Origin of the sequence: Flavobacterium sp. MFBS3-15, assembly GCF_026107645.2 — a bacterium.
GTDB lineage: Bacteria > Bacteroidota > Bacteroidia > Flavobacteriales > Flavobacteriaceae > Flavobacterium.
In genome coordinates this window covers 15,677-29,713 of sequence record NZ_JAPCHV010000014.1, presented here as the reverse complement: position 1 = coordinate 29,713, position 14,037 = coordinate 15,677, and the positions used below count along the sequence as shown (strand labels likewise).

At 48.3% G+C, this 14,037-nt stretch carries 11 protein-coding genes; 8 read left to right on the top strand and 3 right to left on the bottom strand.

Annotation, left to right across the window (positions count from 1 at the left end):
- Nucleotides 1–15: 15 nt before the first annotated feature.
- The 6 genes from OGH69_RS12840 to OGH69_RS12815 all read left to right on the top strand — a co-directional run bounded on the left by OGH69_RS12840 (nt 16) and on the right by OGH69_RS12815 (nt 4,668).
- Nucleotides 16–1,479 (top strand): sigma 54-interacting transcriptional regulator, encoded by a 1,464-nt coding sequence (locus OGH69_RS12840; protein ID WP_265174968.1) that lies wholly within the window; start codon nt 16–18, stop codon nt 1,477–1,479.
- 91 nt (nt 1,480–1,570) lie between these two features.
- Complete coding sequence (locus OGH69_RS12835) at nt 1,571–2,452, top strand: cupin-like domain-containing protein (protein WP_265174883.1); 882 nt, start codon at nt 1,571–1,573, stop codon at nt 2,450–2,452.
- 23 nt (nt 2,453–2,475) lie between these two features.
- Nucleotides 2,476–3,141: a DNA alkylation repair protein gene (locus tag OGH69_RS12830; RefSeq protein WP_265174882.1), complete on the top strand. Its 666-nt coding sequence runs from the start codon at nt 2,476–2,478 to the stop codon at nt 3,139–3,141.
- A 230-nt stretch (nt 3,142–3,371) separates the two neighbouring features.
- Nucleotides 3,372–3,791: a hypothetical protein gene (locus OGH69_RS12825; RefSeq protein WP_265174881.1), complete on the top strand. Its 420-nt coding sequence runs from the start codon at nt 3,372–3,374 to the stop codon at nt 3,789–3,791.
- Complete coding sequence (locus OGH69_RS12820) at nt 3,791–4,264, top strand: SRPBCC domain-containing protein (RefSeq protein WP_265174880.1); 474 nt, start codon at nt 3,791–3,793, stop codon at nt 4,262–4,264. Before OGH69_RS12825 ends, OGH69_RS12820 begins: the two co-directional genes overlap by 1 nt.
- A 5-nt stretch (nt 4,265–4,269) precedes the next feature.
- Nucleotides 4,270–4,668, top strand: coding sequence for a RidA family protein (locus OGH69_RS12815; protein ID WP_265174879.1), 399 nt, complete (start codon nt 4,270–4,272; stop codon nt 4,666–4,668).
- Nucleotides 4,669–4,775: 107 nt separating this feature from the next.
- Here the strand turns inward: OGH69_RS12815 and OGH69_RS12810 are convergent, their stop codons facing one another.
- Nucleotides 4,776–7,112 carry an ATP-dependent helicase gene (locus OGH69_RS12810; protein ID WP_372339340.1) on the bottom strand — a complete coding sequence of 779 codons (2,337 nt, stop codon included), beginning with the start codon at nt 7,110–7,112 and terminating at the stop codon, nt 4,776–4,778.
- Between the two features lie 321 nt (nt 7,113–7,433).
- Here OGH69_RS12810 and OGH69_RS12805 point away from each other — a divergent pair, with 321 nt between their 5' ends.
- Together OGH69_RS12805 and OGH69_RS12800 are read left to right on the top strand one after the other, a co-directional pair.
- A complete protein-coding gene (locus tag OGH69_RS12805; RefSeq protein WP_265174877.1) occupies nt 7,434–8,006 on the top strand; it encodes a pentapeptide repeat-containing protein in 573 nt (190 codons plus the stop codon).
- Nucleotides 8,007–8,089: 83 nt separating this feature from the next.
- The gene (locus OGH69_RS12800) at nt 8,090–8,710 is read left to right on the top strand and encodes an L-threonylcarbamoyladenylate synthase (RefSeq protein WP_265174876.1); all 621 of its coding nucleotides are present in this window, start codon (nt 8,090–8,092) and stop codon (nt 8,708–8,710) included.
- A gap of 30 nt (nt 8,711–8,740) precedes the next feature.
- Here OGH69_RS12800 and OGH69_RS12795 read toward each other — a convergent pair whose 3' ends face one another.
- Both OGH69_RS12795 and OGH69_RS12790 read right to left on the bottom strand, forming a co-directional pair.
- Nucleotides 8,741–9,217: a hypothetical protein gene (locus OGH69_RS12795; protein WP_265174875.1), complete on the bottom strand. Its 477-nt coding sequence runs from the start codon at nt 9,215–9,217 to the stop codon at nt 8,741–8,743.
- 111 nt (nt 9,218–9,328) lie between these two features.
- A complete protein-coding gene (locus OGH69_RS12790; protein ID WP_265174874.1) occupies nt 9,329–13,987 on the bottom strand; it encodes a T9SS type B sorting domain-containing protein in 4,659 nt (1,552 codons plus the stop codon).
- Between the last annotated feature and the right edge of the window lie 50 nt (nt 13,988–14,037).

Below are 14,037 nucleotides of genomic sequence, written 5' to 3'. Positions count from 1 at the left end.
ATGATAGACAAAGCAATGAACACACAAAACATAAAAACATTAGGTGAATTAAAAAAGGCAGGTTACCAAAGCAAAACCATTAAGGATGAGCTGCGTGGCAACCTGCGGGACAAGATAAAGAAAGGCGAAAAAGTATTTGACGGTGTTTGGGGCTTCGAGAATACGGTAATACCCGAATTGGAACGCGCCATACTATCGCGCCACAACATCAACCTGCTTGGGCTTAGGGGACAGGCCAAGACCCGCCTGGCAAGATTAATGGTCAACCTGCTGGATGAGTACATCCCGGTAGTGGAAGGCTCAGAGATTAATGATGACCCGTTACAGCCCATTTCGCGCTACGCCAAAGAGCTGATTGCCGAAAAAGGCGACGACACCCCAATAAGCTGGCTGCACCGCAGCGAGCGCTTTTACGAAAAGCTCGCTACGCCGGATGTTACTGTGGCCGACCTGATTGGCGACATCGACCCGATAAAAGCCGCGAGCCTGAGGCTGTCGTATGCCGATGACCGCGTGATCCATTTCGGGATGATACCGAGGGCCAACAGATGCATATTCGTAATCAATGAACTGCCCGACCTGCAGGCACGCATACAGGTAGCGCTGTTCAATATTTTGCAGGAAGGCGACATTCAGATACGCGGGTTTAAGGTAAGGCTCAACCTTGACATACAGTTCGTGTTTACCGCTAACCCTGAGGATTATACCAACCGCGGCAGCATCGTGACCCCATTAAAAGACAGGATAGGCTCGCAGATACTCACGCATTACCCTGAAACGGTTAAGATAGCCCGCACCATCACTGAGCAGGAAGCCAACCTGGATGGCCGCCAGAGCGAAACGATACACGTACCCGGACTTGCCCGCGATCTGCTGGAGCAGATAGGCTTCGAGGCACGCAACAGTGACTTTGTAGACTATAAGAGCGGCGTGAGCGCGCGCATGAGCATTACGGCATTCGAAAACCTGCTGAGTACGGCGGAACGAAGGGCATTACGCTCGGGCGAGGATAAAACCACGGTAAGGCTGGCCGATTTCATGGGCATTGTCCCTGCCATAACTGGTAAGGTGGAGCTGGTATATGAAGGGGAGCAGGAAGGCGCGGCAGCCGTTGCCGAACACCTGATTGGCAGCGCGGTAAAAACGGTATTTGCTGACTACTTCCCGAAAATTGAAAAGCTGGAAAAGAATGACGGTAAAGGTCCATACCAGGAGCTCATCGACTGGTTCTTTAACGAAAGCGGTGTGGAGATGGAAGACGATACCACTGATAAGGAGTATCATAAGCTATTGGACAGCATTATCCCTTTGAAGCAGTTGGTTCAGAAATACCAGCCCGATACACCGAAAGAAGATATGTACTTCATGAAGGAATTCATTCTGTGGGGACTGGCAGAGAACAACAAGCTGAGCAAGGACCGTTTTAGCGAAGGCTACCAGTTTAAGGATATTTATGGGAGTTATATAAGTAAGCTCTAGATTTACATCCCCCGTCCTCGGGGGATTTTTTTTTAGCGATGTTGTTCTGCTTCCTTATTTCCTGTACCTTTCCCGATACAAATAAAACGATATGGGCTTTAATTATATTGAAATAGAAAGGGTTGAGAAGCTTACAAAAAAAGAGTTTATAGAAAACTATTACAAGCCTCAAAAGCCGGTTGTCATTACGAACCAAATTGAGGATTGGCCCGCCTTCAGCAAATGGAATTTTAAATTCCTTAGAGAGCTAGCAGGCGATAAGACTGTTCCGCTATATGACAGCAGGAAGACAGATTACACCAAAAAAGTGAACGAACCCGACTTTACCATGACAATGTCGGAGTACATAGACATCCTGGAAAAAGGCCCTACCGACCTGCGCATTTTTTTATATAACCTCATGAAAGACGTTCCTGCCATGAAGGCAGATATGAAGTGGCCGAAGTTGGGTTTACGGCTGATAAAAAGCCTGCCGCTGGTATTCTTCGGTGGGCAGGATGCCAAAGTCTTTATGCATTATGATATCGACTTTCCGAATATTTTCCATATCCATTTTGAGGGCAAAAAACAATGTGTACTTGTCGACCCGAAAGAGACAAAGTACATGTATCGCCTTCCGTATTCATGGATTTGCAATGAAGACATTGATTTTGACAACCCCGATTTTGAAAGATTTCCCGCACTCAGGAAGGTTAAGCCCTATATTACCAACCTGCAGCACGGAGAGATGCTTTATATGCCCGAGGGATGGTGGCATTACATGAAATACCTCACTCCTGGTTTTTCGCTGAGCCTGCGCTCACTGGCCGGCAGTCCTGTCAACCTGTGGAAAGGCTTACTGAATGTAGCGGCTATACGCTATTACGATAACTGGATGCGCAAACGGAAAGGCCAGGAGTGGCTGGACTATAAAGACATGGAATCTGTACGGCGGACCAATGCGCTGTTCGAAAGGGAAGAAGCGAAAGTTTAATTAATGATCAACCTTAAAAGTTTATGAGAGTACCTGAAATCCTTACCCACCTCGAGTCCCTGCGCAATGAGAGCACCTTTACCCACAATGCCAAATATGGAGCGGTAAAACAATTTGGCGTAAAACTCGGTGATATTCGGCCCATTGCCAAAAAAATAAAGGTAAACCACGAGTTGGCGTTTGAGCTTTGGGATACAGGCTATGTTGAAGCAAGGTTATTGGCCACGCTTATCGTCAACCCGAAAAAGCTGTCGGCAGAGGAAGTGAGCCGCATGGCACACACGATGGATTTTGTGCATGAGGCTGACTGGTTCAATTCCTATGTGCTGAAGGATTTTCCGGATAAAGAGCAGTTCAGGGAGCAATGGATGGACTCGGATAATAAATGGGCGGCACGATCGGGCTGGAGCCTCATGGCAGGAAGGGTGGCCCGCGAACCGGAAGGCATCGACATTGATGCCACTCTCAGCCGCATCGAAAAAGAAATGCCAACCGCACCGCCCGAAGTACAGTGGACAATGAACACGACACTGGCCAACATAGGTATCAACCACCCGGGATTCCGACAAAGAGCACTGGAAATAGGGGAGAAGCTGGGCATTTACAGGGATTATCCGGTGTCGAAAGGGTGTACGTCGCCCTTTGCCCCGATTTGGATCAACGAGATGGTGAAGCGGCAGCAAAAATAAGTTTCCCGGCCACACCCGAAGTGATATTGCTATAAATGAAAAAGACCCGTGGGTGGAAGCCCCTGGGTCTTTAATATTGCCTACTCATAACATAGTTGACAATAGTACAAATGTAAGGCATTTAAAAATATTTACCTAATATCTTTGGAACTATTTGACAATATGTATTGCCTTGATAATTAATAGTTAAAAGCGATTTTTATTTAGAATGGGCTTGCTACCTTTAAGTTATGGAAAGGACTGTAGCCGAAAAAATGGGTGTAAAGCAACATTCGCGGGCCTATATCGCAAATCCGGACGAAAATGCCATCGCCGGCATTAGGCTGCCGGAATTAAAAATCATCAAAAGGCTTATCGGCACGTTTGACTACATTCATCTTTTTGCTAAAAACCAACAACAATTGGAACAATTTTTCCCTAAACTGAAGGGGTACCTTGCCCCAAATAGTATGTTATGGGTATCATGGCCCAAGGCAAAGCAGCTCGGCACCGACCTGAACATTAAGGAGGTCATCAGGATCGGGTATGATTTCGGTTTTGTGGAAAGCACTGCATTGAGCGTGAATGAAGTGTGGTCGGCACTGAAGTTTACCCGGCCTAAAGAAGGGAAAGAGTACCACAACAGTTATGGGACACTAAACAAAGACTAATGATTTTGCAATCTACCAAAAACATAAAGCATATCAAGGCGCCGGTCACAGTAGTTTATAATGCCTTTTCTTCCGCCGAAGCGCTGGAACAATGGCTGGCTCCCGATGGCATGACGGGCAAAATCCATTCATTCGACTTTTCTACAGGAGGAGGTTATGAAATGTCGTTGTATTATGCCGAAGAGGAAACTGGATTTTCAGGTAAAACCAGTGATCATGAAGACCGCTTTACAGCCAGGTTCCTCGAAATCATCCCTAACCAAAAGATTATTCTGGTTACTGTTTTTGATTCGGAGGATGAAAGCTTTACCGGCGAAATGAAAATGACCGTATACTTTGAACCTAAAGAAGAGGATACTTTAATCACGTTGCTTTTTGATGACATCCCATCGGGCATAAAGCCGGAAGATAATGAAGAGGGTACGCGCCAGTCGCTCGACAAGCTGGCAAATTATGTTGAACAACAAAATTAAATACCATGGCCATACAGTTCCTAAACCCTGACACGCTGATGAAAAGCCCCGCGTTTTCGCAGGTGGTTACTACTTCCGGCAATGGAAAAACCATTTATATCGGTGGGCAGAATTCGGTTAGCCCGAAGGGCGAAATCATCGGAAAAGGCGACATTGCCGCCCAAACGGAGCAGGTAATGCTGAATATCGAAAATGCACTAAAGGCAGCAGGCGCTACCTTCAGGGACATCATCAAAATGAATATCTATATTACCCAGGGGCAGGACATCCGCAAAGGGTTTGAGGCATCGCAACGTTTCTTTAAAGATAATGAAAACCAGCCCGTGATTACGGCATTGTTCGTAGCAGGCATGGGCAACCCTGATTACTTACTGGAGGTTGAGGCTGTGGCATTTATTGCCTAATAACATCGTGCAAGACACAAGTCATTGTGTCTCTACCATTACATAAAACAAGGCTATTTCCATAACACCAGGCAACCCTGAACCCCGAACTCTAAACCCGAAACCAATTAACTGATCACATCCAGCTTCGCAAAACGCAGCAACAGTTTTTTAATTCCCCCAACTTCAAATCGTATTTCAGCCTTCTTGTCGGCGCCCACGCCTTCAAGATTGAGCACTTCACCTTTGCCAAAGCGTTCGTGCATCACTATGTTGCCGGGAACCAGTTTGGTGTCGGGCATTGGCGTGCTGCTTACTGAGCTGCGCCCGTCCACAGGCTTCAGTCGGCGGATGCTGGTGCTTGGTGCCGGGTCATTGGATGTTACCCATGCCGGAGGCGGGGTGTTGGTTGGTTTTACCTGGCGCAGCTTCGACTTGTCCACATCACCAAAAATATCGGCATCGATCATCGGCTTATAGCGGTAACTGTTTTCCGCGGGTGTAAGGTATTCCAGGAAGGTATCAGTAATCTCTTCAATAAAGCGTGACGGCTCGCTGTCTACCAGTTTGCCCCATCGGTAGCGTGATTGTGCATAGGTTAGGTAGGCCTGGTGCTCAGCGCGGGTAAGGGCAACGTAAAACAGCCTGCGTTCCTCCTCCAGTTCACTGCGGGTGTTAAGGCTCATGGCGCTCGGGAAGAGGTCTTCCTCCATCCCCACGATAAATACATACGGGAATTCCAGCCCCTTGGCGAGGTGTACCGTCATCAGGGCTACGCGGTCGTCGTCACCGGTGTCTTTGTCAAGGTCGGTAGCAAGGGCAACGTCCTCAAGGAATTCGGCCAATGCTCCCCTGGCGCCGTCCACTTCGCGCTGTCCTTCCACAAAATCACGTATACCATTGAGCAGCTCTTCGATGTTCTCTATGCGCGCAATGCCTTCGGGGGTGGCGTCTTTTTTAAGCTCCTGTATGAGGCCGGTTTTTTTGGCTACGTGCTCGGCAAGGTAAAAGGCATCCTGGTTTTCGTTGATAACCTGGAAGCTCTTGATCATGATGACAAAATCCTGCAGCTTGTTGCGCGTTCCGCTGTTCAGCTTCAGGTCGATCTTGTCGATGTTCTCCATCACTTCATAAATAGAGCGCTTGTAGTGGTTGGCCGCAACGGTAAGCTTCTCTACCGTACTGTCGCCAATACCGCGCGCAGGGTAATTGATAACCCGTATCAGTGCCTCCTCGTCCTTCGGATTGATCACCAGGCGAAGATAGGCCAGCACGTCCTTAATCTCTTTTCTCTGGTAGAAGGACAAGCCGCCATATATCCTGTACGGTATGTCGCGCTTGCGCAGGGCATCTTCCATGGCGCGCGACTGCGCATTGGTGCGGTACAGTATTGCAAATTTGTTATTCGTCAGCTGGTTGCGCATCTTTTCTTCAAAGATGGTGCTGGCCACAAACCGGCCTTCCTCGGCATCGGTAAAGCTGCGGTGCACTTTTATCTTGTGGCCTTCGTCGTTGGCCGTCCAAACCACCTTGTCCAGCTTGGTCTTGTTCTTATCGATGATGGCATTGGCTGCCTCCACTATGTTTTTGCTCGAGCGGTAATTCTGTTCCAGGCGGTACACCTGAACATTGTCGTAATCCTTCTGGAAGTTCAGGATGTTGTTGATGTTCGCCCCACGGAATGCGTAGATACTCTGCGCGTCGTCGCCTACCACGCAGATGTTCTGGAACCGGTCCGACAATGCTTTAACGATAAGGTACTGCGAGTGGTTGGTATCCTGGTACTCATCCACGAGAATGTAGCGGAAACGGTCCTGGTATTTGGCCAGCACATCGGGGAAACGGTTCAGCAGTTCGTTGGTACGCAGCAGCAGGTCGTCAAAGTCCATCGCGCCCGACTTAAAGCAGCGGTTTACATATTCTTCGTAGATCTCGCCCAGCCGCGGTTTTTTCGACATGGCGTCGGCTTCCTGCAACTCCGGGTTATTGAAGTACGCTTTAACCGTGATCAGGCTGTTTTTATATGAGGATATGCGTCCCAAAACCTGTTTGGGTTTGTAGACGTCCTTGTCCAGCTGTTTTTCCTTGATGATGGATGAGATAAGGCGCACGCTGTCCTGCGTATCGTATATGGTAAAGTTGGACGGAAAGCCGAGCTTAGCCGCTTCAATCCGCAATATCTTCGCAAATACCGAGTGAAACGTACCCATCCAAAGGTTTTTCGCTTCGGGGCCTACGATTTCGGTAATACGCTTCTTCATTTCCTTGGCCGCCTTGTTGGTAAAGGTCAGCGCCAGGATGTTGAACGCGTCCACTCCCTGGCTCATCAGGTAAGCAATGCGTATGGTGAGTACCCTTGTTTTACCCGAACCCGCACCGGCTATCACCATCATGGGGCCGTCCTTCTGTAAAGTTGGCGCCTGCTGGGCATCATTCAACTGGCTTATATACTTGTGGATATCCATTTTCATAATTGCAAAAATAGCGATTTTGGTCGAGATTTGTAACGTAAAAAGCGGATGAAAAAGTCCTCTCCCCCGGCCCCTCTCCAAAGGAGAGGGGAGCAGCGCCCGCTCACTCAAACCCTGCTGCAAATCTTACCATCAGTACTGCAGATGATTTTTTAGAAGCAGCCATCTAAGCGCATTTTTGCCATCGTTAGTCCTGCCATACGCTGTATCCCTCCTTCGTCGGGGATGCCGCTGCTGTCATGGCTAAAGGGAAAAATCCGTGAGCATCTGCAACATCCGCGTCATCCGCGTTCCATAAATCAATACTTTTACCCCATGGAAAACTACATTATCGACCAGCAGATAACAGGGAAAATATACAATCAGGACGACATCATGTACAAGGATTTTGAGCGCTGTACCTTTACGCAATGCGATTTTACCGCATGCAACTTTACCGGCGTGGCCTTTATCGACTGCAATTTTATCAGCTGCAATTTCAGTGAGGCGAAGATCAACTATGTGGGGCTTAGGGGCGCGTTCTTCGATAACTGCAATTTTACCGGGGTGAATTTCTCGATGGTCGACAAGCTGTTTTTTTCTATAGAGTTCAAAAACAGCACGCTGGATTATGCCAAGTTCTATACCCTGAAGATAAAAGGAACCATATTCACCGATTGCTCCCTCATTGCTGTCGATTTCATGAGTACCGACCTTACCGAAGTGCTGTTTGATAACTGCAACCTGCACAAGGCGGTGTTCCATGACTCCATTGCGCAAAAAGCCGATTTTACGACAAGCTATAACTACTCCATCGACCCTGAACGGAACAAGCTGCGACGCGCACGATTCTCGCAGGAAGGGCTGAAAGGGCTTCTTGAAAAATATGAGATCGTGGTGGTAGAGTAGGGGAATGCAATGTTTAAGTTTGCCTTAACGCCTGTTTCCTGATTGTTTCGTAACTTTAAGGCTTTAAACAGAAGCAAAGAATTATGGCGCAATTCATAAAAATATACCCCGAGAATCCCAATGAGAAAGAAATTGCCAAAGTGGTAAAGATTCTCCGCGAGGGGGGCCTTATCATTTACCCGACCGATACCGTGTACGGCCTGGGCTGCGACATCACCAACAGCAGGGCGTTGGAACGCATTGCCAAAATAAAGGGAATCAAGCTGGAAAAGGCCAATTTTTCCTTTGTATGCAGCGACCTGAGCAACCTTTCCGACTACGTGAAGCAGATTGATACACCCACATTCAAAATACTGAAGAAGTCACTGCCGGGCGCCTATACGTTCATCCTTCCGGGCAATAACAAATTGCCAAAAGAGTTTAAAAAGAAGGATACTGTAGGTATCCGTGTGCCCGATAACAACATCGCACTCGAAATAGTACGCCAGCTGGGCAACCCCATTGTTTCCACCTCTATACACGATGACGATGAGGTACTGGAATACTCCACCGACCCGGAGCTGATTTTTGAGAAATGGCAAAACCTTGTGGATGCCGTGATCGATGGCGGCTATGGTGACAACACTCCCTCAACTATCATCGACCTATCCGGCCCCGAACCGGTTGTCGTTAGGGAAGGCAAGGGTGATGCGGATATATTTTAAAAGTAAAGCCGGGCAACAGCCCGGCTTTCATCATTCATATTTTTTATAAAGGTCTAATAGTTCCGGATTTGAACTATGGACATCAAGGCATACATCGGGTAGCAGGCTGTATTCCTTGTGATATAGTGCGCAATATTTTATGTAGTCATAAAACTCACTGTTATCTTTAACCTGATTTGCCGATGCAACTCCGATTGCCTCATATTCGTTAACGGCGGCCTCATAAGTTTCGAAGTCGGTACGCTCAAGGTTTTCTTTTATCCATTTTAAAGCACCTTCCCTGGTGGCAAGAACTGTACTATCACCAAAAAAGTTGAGCTTATCACGAAACTCGGCACCAAGTTTATTCAAATGCATTGAACTTTTGCTATGTAAGCTTTTTATATAGAGAGCCCTGGCTTTGTTGTAGCGATAGGATGCTGTGAGGGTGTCCTCTACAGAAGTTTGTGCTTTTCCCGAAAAGGAAAACAAAAGAAACAGCAAAGATATTTTTAGAATGTTTCCCATGCATTTCGAATGAACCATAAAGTTACACATAAATCGTAAAGTAAAATAGTTTGCATAAAAAAATCCCCACCGCTTTCGCAATGGGGATTTCCAACTTCTGGAAGAAAAAAATTATTGTTCCCTGTTTACATAAACCCATCCGGTCCTGCTTTTGCCGGAATTTTCGATTACGTAGAAGTAGGTGCCCGTTGGCAGCTCATCGCCGCTGTTCGATTGCCCGCTCCATTCGTTGGTATAATTGTTCCTGCTGTAAATCTCTTCGCCATAGCGGTTAAAGATGGAAACCTTATTCGCACCCATGCCCGAAATGTCGAAGCTGTCGTTCTTACCGTCGTTGTTTGGCGATATACCCCTTGGTATGCCGCAGAAGGTGCCATCCACTTCAAAGATCTGGCTCCTGATGCATCCTCCGGGTGTAGTCACGGTAAGCATAAAGGCAAGCGGGTATTGTGCCGGCGTTATACCATTGGCATCGGCATAAGCTGTGGCATCAAATGATGTCCCTGTAGCGATCTCGTTGCCTGCTGCATCCTTCCATACAATCGTTGCTGTGTTTTCATCTGTACCGCTTACCGATGCATTCAGCACATAAGTAGTATCAAAGCCGGAACCTTCACAACCTTGTGTTCCTGTGATCACGATGTTGTTTACAGGCTCAGAAATTGTTATCGTAGTTTCTCCCGACTCGCAACCTGCATCAGTCATAACGATTACGCTATAGCTGCCCGGTGCAAGGCCTTCAAAACTGGCCTCATCCTGCCATGTTGAACCGCCGTCGATACTATAAGAGTATTGTGTACCTACAGGAGCAGTTACTGATACCGATCCTGTTCCCATATCGCAAGTAGCGTCAACAGCTGTCAGGGTAGGAGCTGCCGGATTCGCAGGTTGGGCATTGATGGTAAACGATGCTGTTGATGTACAGCCTTCGATGTTGGTTACAGTAACGGTGTAGCTTCCCGGAGCAAGGTTGATAAACGACGTTCCGTTTTGGAAATTAGTGCCGTCTATGCTATAAGTAAAGCCCGAGCCTGTAGGCGAAGTCACGTCTATACGCCCTGTGCCTGTAAAGCAGGTAGGCTGTGTCAGGTTGGCCTGGGCAGCAGCCGGTACAGGCGAATCGTCAACATTGATAACTCCTGTAGTCGAAGTACATCCGCCGGCGTTCATTACGGTAACAAAGTAAGCTCCTCCTGCAAGGTTGGCGAATGTAGTGCCGCTCTGGAAAGTTGTACCGTCGATACTATATGTGAATCCTGCACCGGTTGGTGCGTTAACCACGATAGTACCTGTAGGTGCGGCACATGTAGGTTGTGTAACCGTAGTGTTGGCCACAACAGGGACTGTCGGTACAGGGTTTATCGTAATGGTTCCGGTTACCGACTGGCAGCCGCTATTATCTGTTGTAACAGTATAGTTGCCCGGCGCGAGCCCTGCAAAGGTTGTCGATGCCTGGAAGTTGGTACCGTCAATACTGTAGGTATAAGTACCGCCTGTAGGGCTTGTAATCTCAATTGTTCCGGTTGTCACACCGCTGCAGTTAGGCTGCGTAACGGTCGTAGCTGCAACAGCAGGAGCTCCCGGTGCCGGGTCTACAACTGCCGTAACAGTCGATTTACAGCCATCGGCATTCTGTGTTGTGATGGTGTATGTACCCGGAGCGACATTGGTAAATGTAGTAACGTTCTGGAATGTCGTATCGTCAATGCTGTAGGTAAGGCCTGCGCCTGTCGGTGCAGTAATTTCAATAGTACCGGCCGGGGTGGCACAGGTTGGCTGTGTTACGGTAAATGTTGCCGCTACAGGCGAAGCCGGTACAGGGTTTATTGTTACCGATGTGGTAGAAGTACATCCGTTCAGTTGGGTGGTAAGCGTATAATTGCCGGGTGCAACGTTAGCAAAGGTTGTCGATGCCTGGAAGTTGGTGCCGTCAATGCTATATGTATAGTCATTTCCTACAGGTGCGGTTACTGTTACAGTTCCCGATGTAAGGCTGCATGTAGGCTGGGTTACAGTGGCTGTTGCAGTAGCCGGCGATCCCGGTGCAGGGTCGATGGTTACAGGGGCTGTTACCGATGTACATCCGTCGGCATTGCGGGTAGTTATGGTATAAGTACCAGGGGCCACGCCGGCAAATGTTGTACCTGTCTGGAATGTGGTGCCGTTTATGCTGTATTCAAGGCCGGCCGGTGCAGTAACTTCGATGCTTCCCGGTGTAGTACAGGTTGGCTGCGTCACTGTAACCGTTGCAACGTCAGGTGTAGCAGGAGCAACATTTATAGTAATGGAAGTTGTAGCAGATGTACATCCGTCGGCGCTTTCTGTAGTCACAGTGTAGCTACCCGGTGCAAGGTTAGCAAAAGTAGCTGAGCTTTGGAATGTTGTACCGTCAACGCTGTACGTATAGCCGGCTCCAACAGGTGATGTAACTACAATAGTTCCTGTAGCGGTAGTACAGTCGGGCTGTGTCACAGTAACAGTCGCTACGTCAGGGACAATCACAGCCGGGTTTACGGTAATGTTTCCTGTAACCGATGTACATCCGTCAGTATTTTGCGTAGTAACGGTATACGTACCGGGAGCCAGCCCGCTAAATGTTGGGGAAGCCTGGAATGTTGTACCGTCAACGCTGTAAGTATATTCTGCGCCAACCGGGGCTGATATTGTAATGCTTCCCGTGGCCGTGGTACAGTCCGGCTGTGTTACGGCAGTTGTAGCTACCGCCGGTGTCGCAGGCGCATCCTGAATTGTAATTGCTGTTGTTACCGATGTACATCCCAGCGCTGTCATAACAGTCACTGTATAATCACCCGGCAACAGGTTGGCAAATGTAGTTCCGTTCTGGAAATTCGTACCGTCAAGGCTGTAGGTAAGGCCCAATTCAACAGGCGTATTTACAGTAATGCTCCCTGTTGCGGTTGTACAGCCGGGCTGGGTTACGGTAACGTCGGCTACCGCAGGTGCCAGTGGGGCCGGAGCTACCACAAATGGCACTATGGACACACAGTTGGCTGAAGATTTTATTGTAAGTGTGTAGCTTCCCGGGGCAAGGCCGTTGAAAGCCAGCCCTGTTTGAAAATTCACGCCGTCAATGCTATAGGTAAGGCCGTCGCCTACAGAAGGCATGATAAGTATTCCGCCGGTAGGTATGGTACACGTTGGAACTACAGGAACCAAAACTGCCAAAGGCTGCGGCGATACCGTTAGCTGCACCGCGTTGCTTATAAGGGTACATCCTGCAGAGGTAGCTTGGCAGTAGAATTGTGCGCCATTAAAATCCATTGGTGCATCAATTACGGTAAGCTCTGTAGTAGTGCTTCCTGAAAAGTTAGGCCCGTCGGTAATGTTTACCCAGTTGCCTGATGCATTCAGCATTTTCCATTGATAGGTAAAAGTTGAAACAGAACTCAGGGTAACGGTATATTGTACGTTGTCGCCTTCACAGATGGCAGCGCTCAGTGGCTGTGCAGAAATATGGTCTGAAGGTGATGAAGTGATATTGTGTATGCCAAGGTTGGCGCAGTCTTCAGTGTTTGAAATAGCCCAGTCGGCAGCATTGAAAGTTGTCTGGGGCACTGCCGCATTACTGTTGCGTATCATGCTGAAGCCTACGTTATCAGGAGTAACTACCCTGTCGATCACCAAAGAGTTCTTAACAAGCTCCAGTTCGTCATCTTCATTAAAGCCTGTAGGAAGCATATTTACCGGCGTGCCCGTAAGCCCGCATACTGTCGTGTTCGTGCGCACGATATGGATGCCGCCTGCCGCAAGCGTACCTGTCAGGTTCAGCGTAAAGGTAGCCGGACCGCCCACAGAACCGTGGCGAACGATGCTGTATTGCGAAAGGTCTATAGGGCCGGATGTGCCGTTATATAGTTCGATGGCTCCACCCTCACCGGAAGGAGCATCATAAATTTCAGAGATAAAAAGTTCTGTAGGAGCTGCAAACGTTGGGCAGTTGGATGATATGACTGTAAAGGAAGACGATGTCCCCACACAGGCATTGGTAGTCACGGTAACGTTGCCTGTAACCGCCGTGGAAGGCAGTATGGCTTTAATTTCGGTATCTGAAATTACAGTAAAGCCTGCCGATTCCACCCCGCCAAATTTCACTGAAGTCGTTCCTGCCTCAAACCCGCTTCCTGTAATGGTCACCAGTGTATTTGCCGGACCGGAAGTTGGATAGAACGACGAAATTACAGGTGCGGTGCATCCTGAATTTACTGTACCGTTAAGAGTAAAGTCGTCCAGCCTGAAAGTACCGCTGCCCGAAGCACCGCTTAGTGTAATTACCACCGTTACAGTGCCGGTAATGCCATTTACAGGGTTGGCCACAGTAATGTTACCGGTATTCACGCCGCCACCCTGGGCTATTGTTCCCGAACCAACGTTAATCCCGTTGATGGTCATAGTCCAGTTTTGGGCACCCGAATTGCTTCGCTGCCTCCAAAAGCTGAACGATGTAACGTCCAGCGTCTTGCCGGCCGCTACGTTGAAGGTGAGCGTTATAGTGGGGTTGCCAGAACTGTTGTTCAGCGCTATGGCCTGGCCTGCAGAACCTGCAAAGCTGGTCCATGATCCGGTACTGTTGGTCCATGAGGATGAAGAGAGATCCGGGTTTAATATAGCCGGGGCTACATTGTAAGGATGTGCAGTTATGTTAGTTGTACCAAAGTCATGCTGGTACACCTGCGCATAGCTTCCGGGCGTTATCATTAATGCCAGTGCGAGTAATGAAATAAGCCTGATGAAGGTAATTTTTCTTTCCATAAATTGTTCTTTTAGACTGTTCTTTTAGCAAGGATTTCTCTGCAAAATTA